This window comes from Agrobacterium sp. CGMCC 11546 (assembly GCF_013365515.1).
Classification (GTDB): domain Bacteria; phylum Pseudomonadota; class Alphaproteobacteria; order Rhizobiales; family Rhizobiaceae; genus Agrobacterium; species Agrobacterium fabrum.
Map to the genome: position 1 here is coordinate 2100565 of NZ_CP047387.1, position 19970 is coordinate 2120534.

Below are 19970 nucleotides of genomic sequence, written 5' to 3' on the forward strand. Positions count from 1 at the left end.
CAACTGACCTAAAGCACCTGTTTTTCAGACTTGTCCTTCGGCTTGGCCATCAGTTTTTCCAGAAAACCGAGCATGACCGCCGAAACGACAAAAGCCAGATGGATGATGGTGAACCACATCAACTGGCTGTCCGTATATTGACTGGCGTTGAGGAATATCTGCAGCAGATGGATCGACGAAATCGCCACGATCGATGACGCGACCTTGATCTTCAGGCTGCCCGAATCGAGCTTGCCGAGAAACGAAACCTCGTCATCCGCCTCATCGAAGCGGCTGACGAAATTCTCGTAGCCGGAGATCATCACCATGACGATCAGGCTGGCCACCAGCGCCGCATCGATCAGACCGAGCATGGCAAGGATCATGTCCGATTCATCGTAGATGAAAACATTCTTCGCAACTTTGAGGAATTTCAGCGCGAAGGAGAAGGCATAAACCGCCAGTGCCGCGACGAGCCCGAGATAAAAGACGACGAGCAGCCAGCGGCTGGAGAGAATGATCCGCTCGACGAGCAGTTCAAGAGACTTCATTTCCGTATCCGATTAATAATCTGTTTTGTATGGGGCACGTTTTTCTTTCGCCATGTAAACTGGCAGCGAATATCCTAGCAAGCGCCAATGTCGGGACTTTGACCACACTGCGGCCTTTTCGGCCCCGATCCGCCATTTTGGCCACGGCCTGACAACCGTAATATTTTTGCAACATACCCTTACGCTTTAAAACATGATTCAAAAAGTCATATATAATATGTTGACAGTTATCGTCATGTTTTTTAGTCCTCGCCTATCGGCTTGCCCGTAACACATCAGACCATGTCCAGCCGCGCTTGAGCGCGGCGCGTTTTTGCGCGCCGTGGCTTCTTTGCGCGCATATTCGGGGGTATTTAATGTCCATCTCGCGCACACATTCCGCGCTGCTTTTGTGCACTGCCATGTCTCTTCTTCCCCTTGCCGGGCCTGCGCGAGCGCAGGATGCCGCGTCGCAGGAAAACGGCACGACCACGCTCGAAAAGATCGTGGTGAAAGGCAAACGCGTCAAAAGCGCCAACGCCGCAGCAGATACGCCGCTGGCAAGCCAGACGACGGCAGAGGACATCCGCAAGAAGGACATTGGCAGCATCAAGGATCTCGGAAACACCACCGAACCGGGCGTCGACTATGTGGATTCCAAGCCGGGTCGTCCGGGCGGATTGTTCATTCGAGGCCTCGGCGGCGCCCGTGTCGTGACGCTGATCGACAATATTCCCGTTCCCTATTTCAACAATTTCGCCCGTCAGGGCCAGGCCACGACCACCCTTAGCGACACGAGTTCGAGCTTTGATTTCTCATCGCTTTCGTCTGTAGACGTGGTGCGCGGCGCCGATTCCAGCCGCATCGGCTCGGGCGCACTCGGTGGCGCGCTGGTGCTGCGCACGCTCGAGCCGGAAGACCTGATCGGCGAAGGCAAGGATTGGGGTGGCGTCGCCAAAACCAGCTATGACAGCGAAGACCGAAGCGTCGGCGGATCGCTCGCCGTCGCCAAGAAGATCGATAACACCTCGGTCCTGTTCCAGGGCTCCTACAAGCGCGGCAACGAGACGGACAACAAGGGCACGGCGGATATCTACGGAACGCGCCGCACCAAGCCCAACCCTGCCGACACCTATGAAAGCAACCTGATGTTCAAGATCCGCCAGGATCTGGAAGGCGGCCACCGCATCGGCCTGACAGCCGAACGTTATTCGCTTAGAAACCGCAGCGATATGAAGACGCTGCAAGGCGTCAGCGTCTCGGGTTCGACCTACCGCATCGGCGACTACCAGGGTTATGAGGATACCGAGCGCGACCGTGTATCGCTCGATTACGAATACGAGGCACCCTCGACCGACGGCGTGATCGATGCCGCCAATCTGTCGCTTTACTGGACACGTCTCTCCAAGGAATCCGGCGCCGGCGACCGCCTGACCAACAATTCGCTCTACATCCGCGAAGACAGCATGCGCAACAGCGCATTCGGCATCGTCGGCGGCCTCGAATCCGGTTTCGAGCTTGGCGGCGTGCAGCACACGGTGCGTTTCGGCGGCAACGCCATGACCACCGATTTCAACCAGGAGCTTTTCGCCAACACGGCCGGAGTGACGTCGTCATCGCAGTCGGACATGCCTGATGTGAGCGGCAAGAGCCTCGGCCTTTATCTCGATGACGAGATCGCCTTCGGCAACGGTTTCCGCCTGACCCCCGGCCTGCGCTTCGATTCCTACGATTACGATCCGGATGGCTCCGTATCCAGCAACAGCGGTTACAGTACCTTCGGCCTGCCGAGCGGCAATAGCGGCTCGCGCTTCTCGCCGAAACTGCTTGCAACCTATGACGTCACGCCGGAACTGCAGCTCTTCGCACAATGGTCGATGGCCTATCGCGCCCCGACGATCAACGAACTGTATCTGAACTTCTCGAACATCAGCTCCGGTTACGCCGTTGTCGGCAACTCCGCCCTCAATCCCGAGACCAGCAATGGTTTCGAAATCGGCGCGAACTATGCATCCGGCGACCTGACAGGCAGCCTGACGCTGTTCCACAACAAGTACAAGGACTTCATCGAGCAATATACCACCTCGACGACACTGTTCCCCGGCTTCGGCGGCAGGGGCAACGGCTCGCTCTTCACCTATCGCAACCGTAACAATGTCGAAATCTCCGGTGTCGAAGCCAAGGTCCGCAAGGAACTGGCGAATGGCTTCTTCGCGCATGCTTCGCTGGCTTATGCCTATGGCAAGGATACCGACACCAACGAGTTCATCCGCACGGTGGCGCCGTTCAAGTCGATCCTCGGCGTCGGCTACGCGCAGGAGGTCTGGGGCACGGAACTGACCGGTGTCTTCTCATCCGGCATGCGTGACGATGGGGTGGCCAGCACCTTCGATGCCCCCGGCTACGGCGTCTTCAACCTGACCGGCTGGTGGGAGCCGGAACAGACCAAGGGTCTGCGCATCCAGGCGGGTGTCTACAACTTGTTCGACAGGAAATACTGGAATGGGGTCGGCGTCCGCGACGTGAACCCGAATTCCGTCAGCACCGTCAACCAGCCGGTCGATTTCTACACGGAGGCGGGCCGCACCTTCAAAATCTCCCTCACCCAGAAGTTCTAAATCCGGGCAAAAAATCATCTCCAGTGGGCGGCCCTAGGGTCGCCCTTTTTTGTCAGCGGCAATAGAGATATCCGCCCTTTCGCTCCAGCACGTCGAGATGCAGGTGATCCTGATGGGTGGCGTCGCTGCCGGGCGAGAGAACCGTGCGGAAGAACAGGCAGGCGGCGGCGGTGATGGTGCGCTGGAACGCGCCTTCCGGTGTCCCGTCCTCGCCGCGCGGTTTCATCACCAGCGGCTCACCCTTGTCGAAAGCGATCGTGGAAATATCCACGGCATTGCCCTTGGCATGCTCGGAAATCTTGCCCGTTTCGGCACTGTTGCGGTTGCGGCAGATGTAGGTCGAGGCGTTAGCAATGGCCGTCACCTTTTTCTCCGGCATCGCAAGCGCCGCCGCCGGCAGCATCATCTCCTTGGTCCAGCGGGAAAGGGCAAGCGCGGTTTCGCAGCGCATGATGCCTGATGGTTCGAGCTTGATGCCGGGCAGAACCACGGAAAGCTCGACAGGCGCTTCGATGCCACAGCCCTGCTCCTCGTCGCGGATGGGCTCAAGCTTTTTGAACTCCGCGCCAATCTCCTTCAATGCGCCAAGGCAGGCCTGAAGTGCCGCGGGGTCTTCCGGCTTTACCGGTTCTCGCGGCATCTCGGGTTTTGCCGCCTCGTCAGCCGGTTTTTGCTGTTCCGCGCCGTCCTTGCCCTCGCCTTCCATTTTAGGATCATCAGAACCTTTCTCAGCGGGTGGCTTTTCAGCATCCGGTTTCCGCTCGTCCGGGACCTGGGGCTTCGGGGCCGGTTTCGGCGCTTCAACCGGGGTCTGTTGCTTTTCCTCCGCCGGCTTTTCTGGGGTGGAGGATTGCCCCTCGCCCGGTTTGGGCTGCGGCACCGGCACCTGCGACGGCGGTTCGGAAGCGGAAATCAAGGCGAGGCTGGCTACCAGAAGACACAGGCGATGAAGCATTATACGGGGTACTCCTGACCGTTTCGGCAGGAGGGCAACGCCTTAGCGACAGGTAAGGTTCATTCCCTCACCGAAATCCGCTTGCCAAGGCGGATCGCGCACGCTAACAATTTTCCCATGAATATCGTGTCTAAGAACATTGCTAACTGGTGGTGGAGCAGCTTTTTGCGGCCTTGACCAGTCATGTCTTCAGACAAAGTCCAAGCCGCCCGAATTTTCAGGCGGCTTTTTTGTTATTATGCCGCCTGTCATCGGGCCTGAACAACAGGAAGTACGAGAGAAATGGTAACGATCATTCAGGATGACGGAGCGGAGACCTACGAGACGAAAGGCGGCATCCAGGTCAGTCGAAAGCGCCGGCCCACCGATTATGCCAACGCCATCGATAATTACATCGAAAAGCTTGATTCCCATCGCGGCGCAGTTTTTTCGTCCAACTATGAATATCCGGGCCGTTACACCCGCTGGGATACGGCCATCGTCGATCCGCCGCTCGGCATTTCCTGTTTTGGCCGCAAGATGTGGATCGAAGCCTATAATGGCCGCGGCGAAGTGCTGCTCGATTTCATTACGGAAAAGCTGAAGGCGACACCCGATCTCACCCTCGGCGCTTCCTCGACCCGCCGGCTCGATCTTACCGTCAACGAACCGGACCGTGTCTTCACTGAAGAAGAACGCTCGAAAATCCCGACGGTCTTCACCGCTCTCAGAGCCATCGTCGACCTCTTCTATTCGAGCGCGGATTCGGCCATCGGCCTGTTCGGTGCCTTCGGTTACGATCTCGCCTTCCAGTTCGACGCCATCAAGCTTTCGCTGGCGCGTCCGGAAGACCAGCGTGACATGGTGCTGTTTCTGCCCGATGAAATCCTCGTCGTTGATCACTATTCCGCCAAGGCCTGGATCGACCGTTACGATTTCGAGAAGGACGGCATGACGACGGACGGCAAATCCTCCGACATTACCCCCGATCCCTTCAAGACCACCGATACCATCCCGCCCAAGGGCGATCACCGTCCCGGCGAATATTCCGAACTGGTGGTCAAGGCCAAGGAAAGCTTCCGCCGCGGCGACCTGTTCGAGGTCGTTCCCGGCCAGAAATTCATGGAACGCTGCGAAAGCAATCCGTCGGCGATTTCGCGCCGCCTGAAGGCGATCAACCCGTCGCCCTATTCCTTCTTCATCAATCTCGGCCATCAGGAATATCTGGTCGGTGCCTCGCCAGAAATGTTCGTGCGCGTCTCCGGCCGCCGCATCGAGACCTGCCCGATATCAGGCACCATCAAGCGCGGCGACGATCCGATTGCCGACAGCGAGCAGATTCTGAAGCTGCTCAACTCGAAGAAAGACGAATCCGAACTCACCATGTGTTCGGATGTAGACCGCAACGACAAGAGCCGCGTCTGCGAGCCGGGTTCGGTGAAGGTCATTGGCCGACGCCAGATCGAGATGTATTCACGCCTCATCCACACGGTTGACCACATCGAAGGCCGTCTGCGCGACGATATGGACGCCTTTGACGGCTTCCTCAGCCACGCCTGGGCCGTCACCGTCACCGGTGCACCAAAGCTGTGGGCCATGCGCTTCATCGAAGGTCATGAAAAGAGCCCGCGCGCCTGGTATGGCGGTGCGATCGGCATGGTCGGCTTCAACGGCGACATGAATACCGGCCTGACGCTGCGCACCATCCGGATCAAGGACGGTATTGCCGAAGTGCGCGCCGGCGCGACCCTGCTCAATGATTCCAACCCGCAGGAAGAAGAAGCCGAAACCGAACTGAAGGCCTCTGCCATGATATCAGCCATTCGTGACGCAAAAGGCACCAACTCTGCCGCCACCAAGCGTGATGCCGCCAAGGTCGGCACCGGCGTCAAGATCCTGCTCGTCGACCACGAAGACAGCTTCGTGCACACGCTGGCGAATTATTTCCGCCAGACGGGCGCCACGGTCTCGACCGTCAGATCGCCGGTCGCAGCCGACGTGTTCGATCGCTTCCAGCCGGACCTCGTTGTGCTTTCTCCCGGTCCGGGCAACCCGACCGATTTCGATTGCAAGGCGACGATCAAAGCCGCCCGTGCCCGCGATCTGCCGATTTTCGGCGTTTGCCTCGGTCTGCAGGCATTGGCAGAAGCCTACGGCGGCGAGCTGCGCCAGCTTGCTGTGCCGATGCACGGCAAGCCTTCGCGCATCCGCGTGCTGGAACCCGGCCTCGTCTTCTCCGGTCTCGGCAAGGAAGTCACGGTCGGTCGTTACCATTCGATCTTCGCCGATCCCGCCACCCTGCCGCGTGATTTCATCATCACCGCAGAAAGCGAGGACGGCACGATCATGGGCATCGAACACGCCAAGGAACCGGTGGCCGCCGTTCAGTTCCACCCGGAATCGATCATGACGCTCGGCCAGGACGCGGGCATGCGGATGATCGAGAATGTCGTGGTGCATCTGACCCGCAAGGCGAAGACCAAGGCCGCGTGATGGCGTTCGATGACACGGTTACCATTAAGCCTATCCGGGCGGAGCACGTTGAAAGCTTTCATCGTGCTCTCGATGCGGTGTCGCGTGAGCGGAAATATCTGAGCTTTCTGGAGGCGCCACCGCTCGAAGCGGTGCGCGCCTTCGTTCTCGACATGATCGAAAACGACCATCCGCAATTCGTGGCGATTGCGGATGGCGACGTGATCGGCTGGTGCGATATTCGCCGCCAGGACAGAGCGACCCGCGCCCATTGCGGCACGCTCGGCATGGGTATCCTGCCTGCCTATCGTAACAAGGGACTGGGCGCGCGGCTGATGCGGCGGACACTCGATGCCGCTCGCGAATTCGGGCTGCATCGTATTGAACTGAGCGTGCACGCGGACAACGCCAGAGCCATTGCACTCTATGAAAAGATCGGCTTTGCGCATGAGGGCCGGGCCCGCGATGCCGTTTCGATCGACGGGTACTATATCGACAGTCTGAACATGGCGATCATCTTCGGCAACTAAACTCTTGGGAGCGAAGCCGAAATACAGAGCGCGAACTTCTTCAGAAGCTGTATGTCGAAATGTCCGTCCCGGCGCAGCATCCAGGTCAGCGCGTCATTCGCCGTCCAGGGCTTCTTGTAGGGCCTGACCGAGGTGACGGCATCATAGACATCACAAATCGCGGCAATGCGCGCATGAAGGCTGATCTCGCCGCCGGCACGACCGCTGGGATAACCGCCGCCATCGATCCGCTCGTGATGATTGAAGCAGACATCGAGGACCATGTCAGGCATCTGCCCGTCACGCGACAGGATATCCCGCCCGAATGCGGGGTGGAGATTGATGATTTCGCGCTCCTCGATGGAGAGCCCCTCCGTCTTGTTCAGAATGGATGACGGTATTTCGACCTTGCCGATATCGTGAAGCAAGCCGCTGACGCCGAGCAGGTTGACCGTTTCCTTGTTCAGCCCGAGATAATTGCCGAAGAGGATCATCAGACCGCTGACGGAAACCGAATGCACGAAGGTCGTTTCATCCTTCGATTTCAGGCGGGTGACGCCGATGAAGACGGCCGGGTTGGCCTGAATGGCGTCGGAAATCTTTCCCGCCGCCGCCGTCATGCCCTGGAAGGAAACACAGCCGCCGCCTTCGGCAACCAAAAATGTCTCGGCGATCACATCCGCGGCCGAACGCACCGCCTGAGTGACCGCTGTTACCATCGATGGAGACGGATCCGTCTGCGATACGCCGGCACTGCCCGGGCCCTGGCTGGCGCCGACATCGCTGCCCTTGGCAGTATTGATGACGATGCTCTCTGCCCCACTTTTTTTCAGCTGCTGCACAACCTCCTCGCGCTGCAAAAGAAAACGGTACTTCTGTGTAATTTTATGGTTCGAAAACGTCCCCTCGACCGCCTCGATAAACATGCCCACAGCCAATTGCTGGGTTGAAATTCGTTTCAACATCTGACTCTTTCAATTTCCTTCCCGGATGTTACGGTCGAACCGAAATTTGCAAGAGCCCGGCGTAACCGCTCCCCTCGAAGCATAGAGTTCACGCCCTCCCGGCGATGCTTCAATATGCAACACTAGAAATAAGATAGCACGAATATGAAAATTTTTTACTATAGCTATATTTAAAAACCACGAAAACGCGAAGAAATAAGTTGAAAACAACCCAAGAATGCAAATGAAAGAAAATATCGCATGGCAATAATACCAGGAGTCGAACAGAAGCCCATGAGTTCCAATTTAGAATCACGCATCGATCAGGGTACCGGCCGTGAACCGGCAGATATGGTTCTGAAGGGCGGGCGTTTTTTCGATCTTGTCACCGGGGAACTTGTTGCTTCGGACATTGCTATTTGCGGCGATACTGTCGTTGGCACATGTGGAGACTACAAGGGTCGGCATGAAATCGATATTTCCGGAAAAATCGTCGTTCCCGGCTTCATCGATACACATCTCCATATCGAATCCTCGCTCGTTACACCGCATGAATTCGACCGCTGCGTTCTGCCCTATGGTGTCACCACCGCCATCTGTGACCCGCACGAGATTGCCAATGTGCTGGGCGCGGAAGGGCTTCAGTTCTTCCTCGACAGCGCCATGGAAACCATCATGGACATCCGCGTGCAGCTCTCCTCCTGCGTGCCCGCCACCCATCTGGAAACATCAGGCGCCGATCTACCGATCGAAAAGCTGCTGCCGTTCCGAAATCATCCGAAGGTCATCGGGCTTGCCGAATTCATGAATTTCCCGGGTGTCATCCACAAGGACCCGGTGTGCATGGCAAAGCTGGAGGCCTTTCAGGGCCAGCATATCGATGGTCACGCACCGCTTCTGTCGGGAGCGGCGCTCAACGGTTATCTCGCCGCCGGCATCCGTACCGAACATGAATGCACGAGCGCCGCTGAGGCGCTGGAGAAAATCCGTAAGGGCATGCATATTCTGGTACGCGAAGGTTCGGTCTCGAAGGACCTGCATGCGCTGATGCCTATCATCACCGAACGCCTGTCACCCTATCTGGCGCTCTGCACCGATGATCGCAATCCGCTCGATATCGCCGAACAGGGCCATCTGGACTATATGATCCGCACGGCGATCGCCAGCGGCGTGGAACCGCTCGCCATCTATCGAGCCGCCTCGATTTCCGCTGCTAAAGCCTTCGGTCTTCGTGATCGCGGTCTTGTCGCCCCCGGCTGGCGCGCCGATCTCGTGGTCATCGACACCCTGCAGAACTGTAAGGCGAGCATGGTGCTTTCCGGCGGCCGCCTGGTCGATGACGCCCTGTTTGCCACCCGCAAACCGGTGGCACCCGTCGGTCTCGACAGCGTCAAGGCCAGACCGGTGCTTGCCTCCCATTTCGGTGTGCCGGTCACGGAGGGCGAAACCCCAGTCATGGGCGTGCTTCCCGGCAAGATCATCACCGAACATCGCCGCTACAAGCTGCCGACGGATGGCAACCAGACCACCGTCGATCTCGAAAACGACATCATCAAGGTCGCCGTCATCGAACGCCATGGCAAGAACGGCAATCATGCCAATGGTTTCGTCCAGGGCTTCGGACTGAAAAAGGGCGCCATCGCCTCAACCGTCGGCCATGACAGCCATAATATCTGCGTCGTCGGCGTGAGCGAAGACGACATGGCGCTGGCCGCCAACCGGCTCGGAGACATCAAGGGTGGTTTCGTGGTGGTGGAAGACGGCCGGGTGACGGGCGAAATCGCGCTCCCCGTCGCCGGGCTCATGAGCCTCGAACCTTACGAGACGGTGCGCGATACTTTGCACACCCTGCGCAAGGCCGCCTACGCACTGGGCACCACGCTGGAAGAACCCTTCCTGCAAGTCGCGTTCCTGCCGCTGCCCGTCATTCCGCATTTGAAGATTTCGGATATGGGCATGGTGGATGTTGATCGGTTTGCGCTGATTTGATTGCGCAGCGTAGATCGCCGCACGCGGCGGAGACGTCTAGAGCATTTCGAGGAAAGTGGATCCCGGTCTTCCGGCCGAAAATGCTCTAACCGTCTTCGCAGGCGCGGAGAGCGGCCTCAAGCCTTCGTTTCAGCGGGCCAGGTTACATAGTAATATTTGCCCGCCACCCTGCCGAAATAGGCATTGCCGCCTGTCGCCTTGTCGACATAGCTGCCGTTACCATCCCGCGAAAGCGCACCGTCGTCGCTGCGTTTCAGCTGGGCATTGAGGAAATCGACCCAGTTGGTCTTGGGGATCTCCGTGGCCGCTGTCGCCTTGGCGTTTTTCTGGCCAGGATCCCAGGCGCCGACCGATTTTCCCTGCGTCGGGTCCGAAACCTTCAGACGCCCGCGCTGCAGAGCGTCCATCATGGACCGTGCACGCAGATATTGAGCCGGGTCGTCACCTGCCGTCGAAAGCTTGGCTTTCAAATTCTGCATGAAGACAGACGACGTGAGATAATCGCTTGAAGACGTCTTCGACGTCTGTGTCGTGGACGATACACGCGCCGACGATTGCCCGGAAAGCAGGACGTCCCTGATCGAAGGGACGGCAGCCTGAGCTTTGCCACGAGAGGTTCCCGAATTGCCAGCGCCGAACTGGCCGAAATTCTTGATTGAAACGGACATGAGACAATCCCTGCCAAGCCCTGAGGCCGCGAATGAAAAACTCTTAATGCCCCAATGCTTACACAGTAAAACTTGCGCTAAGCTCGCCAAATATTGGCTTAAAATAAAAATGACGAAAAATTCCAAATATTAAAAAGAATAATTGAGCAAATAATATTAATAAATAAAAATATAAACATATTAATATTTAAAAATAGATGGCTATAAATCTATATTTCACTGTTCCGGCTCGTCATTCAAGCGCAGCATCTTGCGGAAATAAACCACCCGTTCCGTTTCCTCAAACCCAAGCGCCGCATGCATGCGATGGGAATCGGTGTTTGAAATATCGGCATCGGAGGCAAGCTCGCTCACGCCCTGGCTGATTGCCCAGCGGGTCACCTCCTCCACCATGAGGGCGGCAACGCCGCGTTTGCGAAACGCCTGCTCGACATAGATTCCCTCGAGAAAAGCCACGGGCGACGTATCGCAGCCGTTGACATAGTCCCGCCGCAGACTGACCTCGGCAAAACCAACGGCCACTCCGGCCGGATCATGGACAATAAATCCAGCCCCGGTTTCGCCGACGTCCTGCAACTCCTCCCTATGTTCGGCGGGCGTGGTATCCGGCCACAGGCGATGCCGCAAAAGGCACCACGCATCAGGGTAGTCGGCGGCGTTTCCGATGACAAATTGCCCGCTCATGTAACGATCCCGCAAAACACATCCAGCCCCTCGAGCTTCACGATGTCAGCATCATAGAGCGGTGCAAAACCCGGCATCGGCAGGATATCCGTAACACTCATGGCCTTTGGCACGGGAAATTCCACCGGCTCACGGGTCAGGTTGAAAACGAACAGCAGTTTTTCATCACCCTTCTGCCGCGTGAAGGCCAGCACATCGAGATTGGTCTTGATGAAATGCATGTCGCCGTCGCGCAGCGCACCATGGGTTTTGCGGAAGGACAGGACGGCCCGATAATGGTTGAGAACCGAATCCGGCTTGCGCTCCTGTGCATCCACGGCCTGCATGGCGTGTACATAGGGAACCGGCAGCCATGGCTTTTCAGCGCTTGAGAACCCGGCATTCGGCTTGCCCGTTTCCCACACCATCGGTGTGCGGCATCCGTCGCGCCCCTTGAAGGCGGGCCAGAAACGAATGCCATAGGGATCGCGCAGATCCTCGAAGGCAAGTTCGGCCTCGGTCAGCCCCAGCTCCTCGCCCTGATAGAGACATATGGAGCCACGCAGGCTGGCGAGAACGCAGATGGCGAGTTTCGCAACGCGTGTCTGCTCCTCGGGGCCTTCGGAAAACCGGCTGAGATGGCGCACCACATCGTGGTTGGAAAAGGCCCAGCACACCCAGCCATCCGTCACCACCTTGCCGAACGTCTCAACCGAGCCACGAAGATGCTTCGCGCTGAAATCCGGTCCCAGCAGATCGAAAGTGTAGCACATGTTGAGCTTGTCATTGCCGGATGTATAGGCCGCAACCGTCTTCAGGGAGCGGGCACCATCGCCCACCTCGCCCACCGTGGCGCGACCGTCATAGTCATCGAGCAGCGTGCGGAAGCGTTTGAGAAAGGCAACGTTTTCCGGCCGCGTCTTGTCGTAGAGATGGTCCTGCATGCCGTAGGGATTGACGTCGGACGCATCGAGGCCAAAGCTCTCGTCGTCAACAAGCGGCGGGTTGTCGCGCAAAAGCTTGTCATGGAAATAGTGGTTGACGGTATCGAGCCGAAAACCATCCACGCCACGTTCGAGCCAGAAACGCACGGTTTCCAGCACCGCATCCTGAACCTCGGGATTGTGGAAATTCAGGTCCGGCTGCGAGGCGAGGAAGCTGTGCATGTAATATTGCTTCCGCACCCCGTCCCATTCCCAGGCCGGGCCGCCGAACACGGAAAGCCAGTTGGTGGGCGCTGTGCCATCCGGCTTGGGATTAGCCCAGACATACCAGTCCGCCTTGCTGTTGATGCGGCTTGCACGGCTGTCCACGAACCAGGGATGTTTGTCGGACGTATGCGAAATCACCTGATCGATGATGACTTTCAGCCCCAGCCGATGCGCCTCGGCCATCAGGGCGTCGAAATCGGCAAGCGTGCCGAACATCGGATCGACATTGCAATAATCGGAAACGTCATAACCCATATCGGCCATGGGCGAGGTGAAGAAGGGTGAGAGCCAGATGGCATCGACACCGAGCGAGGCGATATAGGGCAGACGTTTCGTCACCCCGGCCAGATCGCCATATCCGTCGCCGGTCGTATCCTGAAACGAGCGCGGATAGACCTGATAGATCACCGCTCCTTTCCACCAGTCCGATTGCGCTTGGGGTTTGTGGACCGGGGCATGGGGTAGCGTCATCGGCGATCTCCTGAGGGTGTCACGCCGGGAGAATATAAAGCCCTTGCGCCCGCGTAAACCGGAACTTCGCACATGCACAAACGAGCCACATCGCCCTTGTCAGCGGCGCGCACTCGTCGTAAGCCGCATGGCTGGAAAAAACGGGAGGATGACGGCGTGGGCGGACGGTTTTTGTCGATCGGCGAATGCATGGTGGAACTGTCGCAGGCCGGCAACGGGCTGCTGCGCAAGGGTTTCGCCGGGGATACGTTCAATACCGCCTGGTATGCCCGCGCCTGCCTGCCGCAGGACTGGTCCGTCGATTATTTTACAGCGCTCGGCGATGATCCGCTGTCGGAAGACATGCTGGCCTTCATCACGGAAGCCGGCATCGGCACCGAAAAAATCCGCCGCATCAAGGGCGGCACACCCGGTCTCTACCTCATCAACCTGAAGGATGGGGAACGCACCTTCAGCTACTGGCGCAATGCCGCCGCCGCAAGACAGCTGGCCACTGATGCGGATCACCTCCGCAGGACGGTCGAAAGCGCCGATGTGGTCTATTTCTCCGGCATCACGCTCGCCATTCTCGCCTCCGCCCATGATGTCGATACATTCCTGGCCGAACTGCGCCGCGCGCGGGCTGCCGGCAAGCTGGTGGTCTTCGACCCCAACATCCGCCCGCGCCTCTGGGCCGACAGGGATGTAATGCTTGAGACGATCTCCAATGGTGCCCGCGCCGCAACGCTGGTCATGCCGAGCTTCGATGACGAAGCCAGCCATTTCGGCGATGTCTCCGTGGAAGCGACTATCACCCGCTACCGTTCGCTCGGCGTTGAAAACATCGTCGTGAAGGACGGTGCCAAGGGCGCAACGCTTGATTTCGGCGGTAGCCGCAGCCACGCCCCGGCGGAAAAAGCCGTGGATGTGGTGGACACGACGAGCGCCGGCGACAGCTTCAACGGTGCCTTCCTTGCCCGTTACGTGACCGGAAGCTCTCCGGAAGAGGCCGCCACCTTCGCCGCAAGGGCGGCGGCAACCGTCATCGGCCATCATGGCGCACTGATCAGCCCCGAACTGCTTCCGCTTGTCGGATAGCGGCCACGCCCGGCCAGAAAACGAGGTTTCGCACCCGTCACAGACCCTGACATGATCCTGTAACAAGCGCGCCGCATATACGGGCAGAAGCCGGGCAATGGGGATTCGCCCGCGCGCAGATGAGCAGGATCAGTGTTCATGACGAGAATCACGATTGTCACAGATGCCTGGCACCCGCAGGTCAACGGCGTGGTTCGCTCGATCGAAAACACCAATACCGAACTGGCGCGACTGGGCGTGGATGTGCGCATGGTCACGCCGCAGAGTTTTTACAGCATCCCCTGCCCCACCTATCCGGAAATCCGCCTGTCGGTCGCCGGTTATCGTCGTGTGGCGGCAGAGATTGAAAAAAGCCAACCGTCCTTCGTGCACATCGCCACGGAAGGGCCGCTGGGCTTCATGGCCCGGCGCTGGTGCGTGAAGAACCATATGCGGTTTTCCACCAGCTATCACACCCGCTTTCCCGAATATGTCGCGGCACGTTTCCCCGTCCCGGAAAGCTGGCTTTATGCTTTCGTGCGCTGGTTCCACAATGGCGGCAACACCTGCATGGTGGCCACCCCGAGCCTCGAGACCGAACTGGAAGCGCGCGGCGTTCGCAACCTCAAGCGCTGGAGCCGCGGCATCGACGCCGAGCTTTTCCATCCCCGCACGAAAACAAAGCTGCCCTTCGACCTGCCGAGACCGATCTTCATGACGGTGGGCCGGGTGGCGGTGGAAAAGAACCTGCCGGAATTCCTGGACCTCGATCTGCCGGGATCGAAGATCGTCATCGGCGACGGTCCCGCCCGCCATGAATTGCAGGAAAAATACCCTGATGTTCTGTTCACCGGCATCAAGACCGGTGAGGAGCTGGCCGATGCCTATGCGCAGGCCGATGTCTTCGTTTTTCCGTCGAAGACCGACACATTCGGCAACACCATTCTGGAAGCGCTGGCCAGCGGCGTGCCCGTGGCCGCCTTCCCCGTCACCGGGCCGATCGACATTCTCGGCGGCAACCCCGCCGCCGGCGCACTGGACAATAACCTGCGCGATGCGTGTCTGGCGGCGCTTCATTGCTCACCACAGGCAGCGCTTGCGCTTTCCAAAAGCTACAGCTGGGAAAAGGCCTCGCGGCAATTCCTCGACAATGTCATCCATGCCGCCGGAAAATCGCTGCCCCTTCTGTCGCGCTCGCGGCTTGCATGAGGCAATCCCCGAGATTTGTGCGGGAATGAGTGGACGAAAGGGTGCGGGAGTGTCACAAGGCGATCAGGACGCGACTGCCGTTATCTCTAGAACGGGGTCGGGCTGCTGATTGACGTCAGGCGGTTGCCGCGAGATTACGCTGGCCGTCCTTTTTCCGGATGATAGCCCGAAACAGCCCTTGAGATGCCGCTTCAGGATAGAGGCAGAAGCTCTTTCTGCTGGGCCGCGCTCCATTGGTTGATCTTCTCGACAATGTCCTTTGGCGCCATCGGCAAGGCACTGCTGGGTATCACGGCGACCGTCCCATGGAAAACCAGCACCAGACTATCCGGCGGCGTGATGGCGAGATGATAACGCGCCCAGCTCAGTTGCACGGTGTCCAGTCTTGTGACCTGCTTGTAGCCCTCAGGTCCTATCTCGACCTGTATTTGAGGCGAATACATCCGCTCATGGGCGATATTCCAGTGTGCCAGGGCCTCGTAATAGGATTTCATCTCCCTTCTCGAGCCCCGCGAGATAATGAACCACACGGCGAGGGCCACAAACGGTGCGGGGGCAAACACCCAATAACCAACCACCGGCCAGACGCCCGGAAACCACGGCAGGCTTAAGGAATAGATGAAACCGGCAGCCAGTCCTGCAAACAAGGATAGATGCGCTCTTGCCGAGGCAAAACGGCGCTTCCAGGACTTGTCGAAAATCATGCTGTAATTTTCATACGCCTGATGCTGATAGCCGTGGACATAGGCGGGAACATGTTTCGGGTCTGGTGTGAAGCTTATTGAAATGGTGTCATCAGCCATCTGAGCACGTCAATCCCGTCCCTGTTGAAGCCCGATCTTTGTAACAGCCATTTCCCCTTTAAATCAAAAGGCCTTTGCTGCCCAAACTGTCGGGATCGACATCGTCCGGTGAAATCTGCGCTCACCAGGCTCCAGTCAGCATCTCACCCGTCAGCGGCACGGTTCGCGCCTTGCCGTCCCGGTCAGTTACCGAAAGTGATGCCGCCATCTGCTTGGGGGATTTGCGGAACCAGTTGGCGGCAACGCTCGCCATATCGCCGATCATTGCCTGTTTGTGCCAGTCGGCAAAACGCCTGGCCGTGGCTTCCGGCTCGGAACGGTAGAAGAAATCGCCGGATTGGCCGAGATCATTGATGGACGCCGCCATGGCCGACAGCGGCCGCTGAAACATCTTTGCCGGCACCGCAAGCGCATCGGTGCCTTCAGAAAAGGCGGGCGCCATGAAATCGATAGCCCAGCCATCGGCCTCGACCCAGCAATGGAAATTGTCTCCCGCACCCGTCACGTAACCGTCTTCGCGATGGTCTGCGAACAAGAGAACCGTTCCGCCGAGATTATAGGCGGCAAGCCCACCCTTCGGCACCGCCTTCACCTTGTAGTGCTGCTGCAGAATGAAGGCGCCGAAGGTGCTGAAATACATGGAGGCCGAGGCGGGATCGGCGTTCTGGCTGATGAGCAGGCTGTTGATGACGCGGTAAATCCTGAAATAGTCGGTCTGCTTGATCAACATGGTCTTTTACTCTTCAAAAACAAGTCGTTGGGCGAGCGTCCGCCGCTTGTTTCTTCTGCCCGAGGGGGAGAAGTCCGCGGCAACAGGATGAGGGGGCGATGGTTAAGATATAAGGAGAGGTTGCCCTCTCATCTGACCCTTCGGGCCATCTTCTCCCCGCCGGGGAGAAGAAAATGCCACATCGTCGTGCCTCAAAACCGCAGGCCGATCACCGCCGCTTCTTCGCCTTGCTCTCGAACGGATTGTCCGAGCCACGATAATGCACGCGGATCGGTACGCCTGGCATGTCGAAATCCTTGCGCAGGCCGTTGACCAGATAACGCGTATAGCTCTCCGGAATGGCTTCCGGACGGGTGCAGGAAATCATGAAGGCCGGCGGGCGGGCCTTGACCTGCGTCATGTATTTTAGCTTCAGGCGTCGGCCGGAAACGGCTGGCGGCGGATGCTGCGTGGTCTGCGCATCCAGCCAGCGGTTGAGCTTGGCGGTCGAGATGCGGCGGTTCCAGGTCTTGTCCGTATCGATGATGCTCTGCATCAGCCGGTCGAGGCCATAACCCGTCTGGCCGGACATTGGCACGGCACGGATGCCACGCGCCTGCGGCAAGAGACGCTCGGTCTTTTCGCGCAGATCGGCCAGATAGGCCTGCGGGTCTTCTACGAGATCCCACTTGTTGAAGGCGAGCACGGCGGCGCGGCCTTCGCGAATGACGAGATCGACCAGCTGCAGATCCTGCTTTTCGAACGGGATGGTGCTGTCGAAAACGATGACAACGGTTTCCGCAAAACGGATGGAGCGCAGCGAATCCGCGACCGAGAGCTTTTCCAGCTTTTCCGTCACCTTGGCCTTGCGGCGCATGCCGGCCGTATCGAACATCTTGATGGTGCGGCCGCGCCAGTCCCATTCGACCGAAATACTGTCACGGGTAATGCCGGCTTCCGGGCCGGTCAGCAGCCGGTCTTCACCGAGGAAACGGTTGATGAGCGTCGACTTGCCCGCATTCGGCCGGCCGATGATGGCGACGCGCAGCGGCTTGGTCTCGTCATAGACGGGCTCTTCGTCTTCTTCTTCCTCGCTGCCGGGCTCAGCACGCGGAAGCACGATATCGGTTTCCGCCTCATCCACGTCAGGCGGGAACGCCATGTCTTCGCCGATCGCTTCGACGATGGCGTCACGCAGGTCGATCATGCCCTGACCATGTTCGGCTGAAACCGGGCAAGGCTCGCCAAGACCGAGGGTAAAGGCGTCATAAAAACCGGCATCGGAACCGCGCGCTTCTGACTTGTTGGCCACCAGCACCACCGGCTTGCCGCGACGGCGCAACATTTCGCCCAGCGTCTCGTCGGCGGGCGTCAGTCCGGCCTTAGCGTCGATGACAAACAACGTCACATCGGCTTCATCGATCGCCGCTTCCGTCTGCGCCCACATACGGCCCTGAAGCGTTTCCGGCCCGGATTGCTCCAGACCGGCGGTATCGATGATGGTGAAGCGCAGGTCTATGAGCTTGGCATCGCCGGGGCGGCGGTCGCGGGTCACGCCCGGTGTGTCGTCCACCAGCGCCAGCTTCTTTCCGACCAGACGGTTGAAAAGCGTGGACTTGCCGACATTGGGGCGCCCGACTATGGCGACGGTGAAGCTCATTGTTGTGTGTTCCTTAGAGCAAGTCTGCCCAAAACGTTACCTGTTTTGGGCAAAAGACATGCGTAAAATAATGAGTTGGATCGCTTTGGCAATGCAAAGAAATGCCGGGGCGATCTGAATGGGAGAAGCGGCTTTAAGCAGCTTTGCCCGAAGCGGTGATGTTGTCGAGCATGATCTGCGCGCGGTTCGTCACGTTGCGCGGGGCCTGCGTGTCGCTCATGATCTGCTCGAACCATTGTTTGGCCTTGGCGAAATCGCCGGCCTTGTAGGCGGCGAGACCCAGAGCCTCGCGGGCCGACGCCCGCATGGTCTGGCCGTCGGTGCTGAGCGGCTCGGCAAGTGCAACCACCTGATCATAGGTGCCGTTGTCGACGAGCAACCAGGCGGCGCGCACCCTCGCGGTGTCGCGGAAGACCTGCGGTGAGGAGGTATCGTTGCCGATGGCGGTGAAGGCGGCGATGGCGCCGGCCGCATCGCCCTTCTGCGACAGCAGCGTGGCGGAGCGGAACTTCGCAAGCACTGGATAATTGCCATGACCCGTGGTTTCGAGATCGACAAAGGCCTTCAGCGCATCGTCGGTCTTGTTTTCGGAAGCGAGCTTCAGCGCAGCCAGGAACTGGTCGCCGGAGTTGGAAGCGCGGCTGGTGTTCCAGTATTCGTAGATGCCCGCGCCTGCAGCACCGACAACCACGAGAATGGCGGCGCCCACGACCACGATACCGTACCGGCCCCAGAAGCGCGACAGCTGCTCGGAGCGGATCTGCTCGTTCACTTCGCGGATAAAGGTATCATTTTCGTTTGCCATCAAATTCTCCGTTACCCGCGCGGAGATCGTTGCCGATCCATCCGTCCGCGGACATACCAAGCCGCTTACCCGGGTCGGCAAAAGTCAGGCCGACTGGGTCATGGTCGGCCTTCTAGCCTATTTTACCTGATATGTAAGGGGGAAACGTCGATTTCCTACATCGCGATGGGCTGAACGCCGATCAACCATTCGTGCAGTTTCAGGATGAAAGCGCCCCACAGAACGATGCCGCCGACAACAGCCACCAGATCATAGCGGCTTGAAACGAAGTCGCGGACCACTTTTTCACCCGCGCGTTCGCGACGCTTCAGCGAAATCCGCATCACCACGCCCCAGGCGAGGAACGATGCAAAGAGCAGGATCGAAGACGTCTCGCCATTGGCCAGAAGATGGGCGAGCGCCCAGATCTTGACCGAAAGAATGAGCGGATGTTTCGTCTTTGTGGCGATGTGGCCAGCCGGGATGAGGCTGGCGATAAGACAGATCATCGCCGGCAGCATCAGGGTCACAGCGATATGGCTCATAAAGACCGGCGGATACCAGAGCATGCCGGTCTCCTGCCGCGCTTCACCGAAGGCATAGATGACAAGGCCGAGCGTAATGAGGCTGACGAGGGAATAAACGCCCTTGAAAGGCCCCTCACCCATCGCCGCGATCATGCGGGCGCGAAATTGCGGTGCGACCACCTTCAAAAGGTGGGTCAGCAGGAACAAGGCAAGACAGAGTGCGAGAAAAAGCAT

Annotated in this window: 17 protein-coding genes; 6 read left to right on the plus strand and 11 right to left on the minus strand. The window is 58.7% G+C overall.

Annotated elements, in window-relative coordinates:
- Nucleotides 1-8: 8 nt before the first annotated feature.
- On the minus strand, nucleotides 9-530 hold the full coding sequence (locus tag GSF67_RS10560; RefSeq protein WP_006314646.1) for a TIGR00645 family protein: 522 nt from the start codon (nucleotides 528-530) through the stop codon (nucleotides 9-11).
- 356 nt (nucleotides 531-886) lie between these two features.
- Between GSF67_RS10560 and GSF67_RS10565 the strand changes: the two genes are divergently transcribed.
- Complete coding sequence (locus tag GSF67_RS10565; protein ID WP_006314647.1) at nucleotides 887-3127, plus strand: TonB-dependent hemoglobin/transferrin/lactoferrin family receptor; 2241 nt, start codon at nucleotides 887-889, stop codon at nucleotides 3125-3127.
- Nucleotides 3128-3179: 52 nt separating this feature from the next.
- On the opposite strand, the gene GSF67_RS10570 is transcribed toward GSF67_RS10565, so the two are convergent.
- The gene (locus GSF67_RS10570) at nucleotides 3180-4082 is read right to left on the minus strand and encodes an extensin family protein (RefSeq protein ID WP_006314648.1); all 903 of its coding nucleotides are present in this window, start codon (nucleotides 4080-4082) and stop codon (nucleotides 3180-3182) included.
- Nucleotides 4083-4364: 282 nt separating this feature from the next.
- Between GSF67_RS10570 and GSF67_RS10575 the strand changes: the two genes are divergently transcribed.
- Nucleotides 4365-6554 (plus strand): anthranilate synthase, encoded by a 2190-nt coding sequence (locus tag GSF67_RS10575; RefSeq protein ID WP_006314650.1) that lies wholly within the window; start codon nucleotides 4365-4367, stop codon nucleotides 6552-6554.
- Entirely contained in the window at nucleotides 6554-7063 is a 510-nt protein-coding gene (locus tag GSF67_RS10580) for a GNAT family N-acetyltransferase (protein WP_006314651.1), read from the plus strand. The genes GSF67_RS10575 and GSF67_RS10580 overlap by 1 nt, the downstream gene beginning before the upstream one ends.
- Here the strand turns inward: GSF67_RS10580 and GSF67_RS10585 are convergent.
- Nucleotides 7060-8007 carry an HD-GYP domain-containing protein gene (locus GSF67_RS10585; RefSeq protein WP_006314652.1) on the minus strand — a complete coding sequence of 316 codons (948 nt, stop codon included), beginning with the start codon at nucleotides 8005-8007 and terminating at the stop codon, nucleotides 7060-7062. The two genes, GSF67_RS10580 and GSF67_RS10585, sit on opposite strands and share 4 nt — an antisense overlap.
- Before the next feature lie 273 nt (nucleotides 8008-8280).
- Here GSF67_RS10585 and ade point away from each other — a divergent pair, with 273 nt between their 5' ends.
- Complete coding sequence (gene ade, locus GSF67_RS10590) at nucleotides 8281-9975, plus strand: adenine deaminase (protein ID WP_006314653.1); 1695 nt, start codon at nucleotides 8281-8283, stop codon at nucleotides 9973-9975.
- A 116-nt stretch (nucleotides 9976-10091) separates the two neighbouring features.
- Here the strand turns inward: ade and GSF67_RS10595 are convergent, their stop codons facing one another.
- From GSF67_RS10595 to GSF67_RS10605, 3 genes are all read right to left on the minus strand, one after another.
- Nucleotides 10092-10643 carry a hypothetical protein gene (locus GSF67_RS10595; RefSeq protein WP_006314654.1) on the minus strand — a complete coding sequence of 184 codons (552 nt, stop codon included), beginning with the start codon at nucleotides 10641-10643 and terminating at the stop codon, nucleotides 10092-10094.
- A gap of 216 nt (nucleotides 10644-10859) precedes the next feature.
- Nucleotides 10860-11327 carry an aminoglycoside 6'-N-acetyltransferase gene (aac(6'), locus tag GSF67_RS10600; RefSeq protein ID WP_006314655.1) on the minus strand — a complete coding sequence of 156 codons (468 nt, stop codon included), beginning with the start codon at nucleotides 11325-11327 and terminating at the stop codon, nucleotides 10860-10862.
- Nucleotides 11324-12988 carry an alpha-glucosidase family protein gene (locus tag GSF67_RS10605; RefSeq protein WP_050813497.1) on the minus strand — a complete coding sequence of 555 codons (1665 nt, stop codon included), beginning with the start codon at nucleotides 12986-12988 and terminating at the stop codon, nucleotides 11324-11326. The genes aac(6') and GSF67_RS10605 overlap by 4 nt, the downstream gene beginning before the upstream one ends.
- Before the next feature lie 156 nt (nucleotides 12989-13144).
- Here GSF67_RS10605 and GSF67_RS10610 point away from each other — a divergent pair, with 156 nt between their 5' ends.
- Nucleotides 13145-14065 carry a sugar kinase gene (locus tag GSF67_RS10610; protein ID WP_006314657.1) on the plus strand — a complete coding sequence of 307 codons (921 nt, stop codon included), beginning with the start codon at nucleotides 13145-13147 and terminating at the stop codon, nucleotides 14063-14065.
- 138 nt (nucleotides 14066-14203) lie between these two features.
- Nucleotides 14204-15253 (plus strand): bifunctional monoglucosyl/glucuronosyl diacylglycerol synthase, encoded by a 1050-nt coding sequence (locus GSF67_RS10615; protein ID WP_006314658.1) that lies wholly within the window; start codon nucleotides 14204-14206, stop codon nucleotides 15251-15253.
- A 191-nt stretch (nucleotides 15254-15444) separates the two neighbouring features.
- On the opposite strand, the gene GSF67_RS10620 is transcribed toward GSF67_RS10615, so the two are convergent.
- The 5 genes from GSF67_RS10620 to GSF67_RS10640 all read right to left on the minus strand — a co-directional run bounded on the left by GSF67_RS10620 (nucleotide 15445) and on the right by GSF67_RS10640 (nucleotide 19970).
- Nucleotides 15445-16056, minus strand: a complete 612-nt coding sequence (locus tag GSF67_RS10620; RefSeq protein ID WP_006314659.1) for a hypothetical protein — start codon at nucleotides 16054-16056, stop codon at nucleotides 15445-15447.
- 121 nt (nucleotides 16057-16177) lie between these two features.
- Nucleotides 16178-16786 carry a DUF2026 domain-containing protein gene (locus tag GSF67_RS10625; RefSeq protein ID WP_006314660.1) on the minus strand — a complete coding sequence of 203 codons (609 nt, stop codon included), beginning with the start codon at nucleotides 16784-16786 and terminating at the stop codon, nucleotides 16178-16180.
- 208 nt (nucleotides 16787-16994) lie between these two features.
- Nucleotides 16995-18425, minus strand: a complete 1431-nt coding sequence (gene der, locus GSF67_RS10630) for a ribosome biogenesis GTPase Der (protein WP_006314661.1) — start codon at nucleotides 18423-18425, stop codon at nucleotides 16995-16997.
- Between the two features lie 133 nt (nucleotides 18426-18558).
- A complete protein-coding gene (locus GSF67_RS10635; RefSeq protein WP_006314662.1) occupies nucleotides 18559-19230 on the minus strand; it encodes a tetratricopeptide repeat protein in 672 nt (223 codons plus the stop codon).
- A 155-nt stretch (nucleotides 19231-19385) separates the two neighbouring features.
- Nucleotides 19386-19970 (minus strand): NnrU family protein, encoded by a 585-nt coding sequence (locus tag GSF67_RS10640; protein ID WP_006314663.1) that lies wholly within the window; start codon nucleotides 19968-19970, stop codon nucleotides 19386-19388.

Bases quoted from the DNA above. Each gene is read 5' to 3' on its own strand.
- GSF67_RS10640 (WP_006314663.1), bottom strand. From the start codon at position 19,970: ATGCTTTTTCTCGCACTCTGTCTTGCCTTGTTCCTGCTGACCCACCTT.
- GSF67_RS10605 (WP_050813497.1), bottom strand. From the start codon at position 12,988: ATGACGCTACCCCATGCCCCGGTCCACAAACCCCAAGCGCAATCGGAC.
- GSF67_RS10585 (WP_006314652.1), bottom strand. From the start codon at position 8,007: ATGTTGAAACGAATTTCAACCCAGCAATTGGCTGTGGGCATGTTTATC.
- der (WP_006314661.1), bottom strand. From the start codon at position 18,425: ATGAGCTTCACCGTCGCCATAGTCGGGCGCCCCAATGTCGGCAAGTCC.
- GSF67_RS10580 (WP_006314651.1), top strand. From the start codon at position 6,554: ATGGCGTTCGATGACACGGTTACCATTAAGCCTATCCGGGCGGAGCAC.
- GSF67_RS10560 (WP_006314646.1), bottom strand. From the start codon at position 530: ATGAAGTCTCTTGAACTGCTCGTCGAGCGGATCATTCTCTCCAGCCGC.
- GSF67_RS10595 (WP_006314654.1), bottom strand. From the start codon at position 10,643: ATGTCCGTTTCAATCAAGAATTTCGGCCAGTTCGGCGCTGGCAATTCG.
- GSF67_RS10615 (WP_006314658.1), top strand. From the start codon at position 14,204: ATGACGAGAATCACGATTGTCACAGATGCCTGGCACCCGCAGGTCAAC.
- GSF67_RS10635 (WP_006314662.1), bottom strand. From the start codon at position 19,230: ATGGCAAACGAAAATGATACCTTTATCCGCGAAGTGAACGAGCAGATC.
- GSF67_RS10575 (WP_006314650.1), top strand. From the start codon at position 4,365: ATGGTAACGATCATTCAGGATGACGGAGCGGAGACCTACGAGACGAAA.
- ade (WP_006314653.1), top strand. From the start codon at position 8,281: ATGAGTTCCAATTTAGAATCACGCATCGATCAGGGTACCGGCCGTGAA.
- GSF67_RS10625 (WP_006314660.1), bottom strand. From the start codon at position 16,786: ATGTTGATCAAGCAGACCGACTATTTCAGGATTTACCGCGTCATCAAC.
- GSF67_RS10620 (WP_006314659.1), bottom strand. From the start codon at position 16,056: ATGGCTGATGACACCATTTCAATAAGCTTCACACCAGACCCGAAACAT.
- GSF67_RS10570 (WP_006314648.1), bottom strand. From the start codon at position 4,082: ATGCTTCATCGCCTGTGTCTTCTGGTAGCCAGCCTCGCCTTGATTTCC.
- GSF67_RS10565 (WP_006314647.1), top strand. From the start codon at position 887: ATGTCCATCTCGCGCACACATTCCGCGCTGCTTTTGTGCACTGCCATG.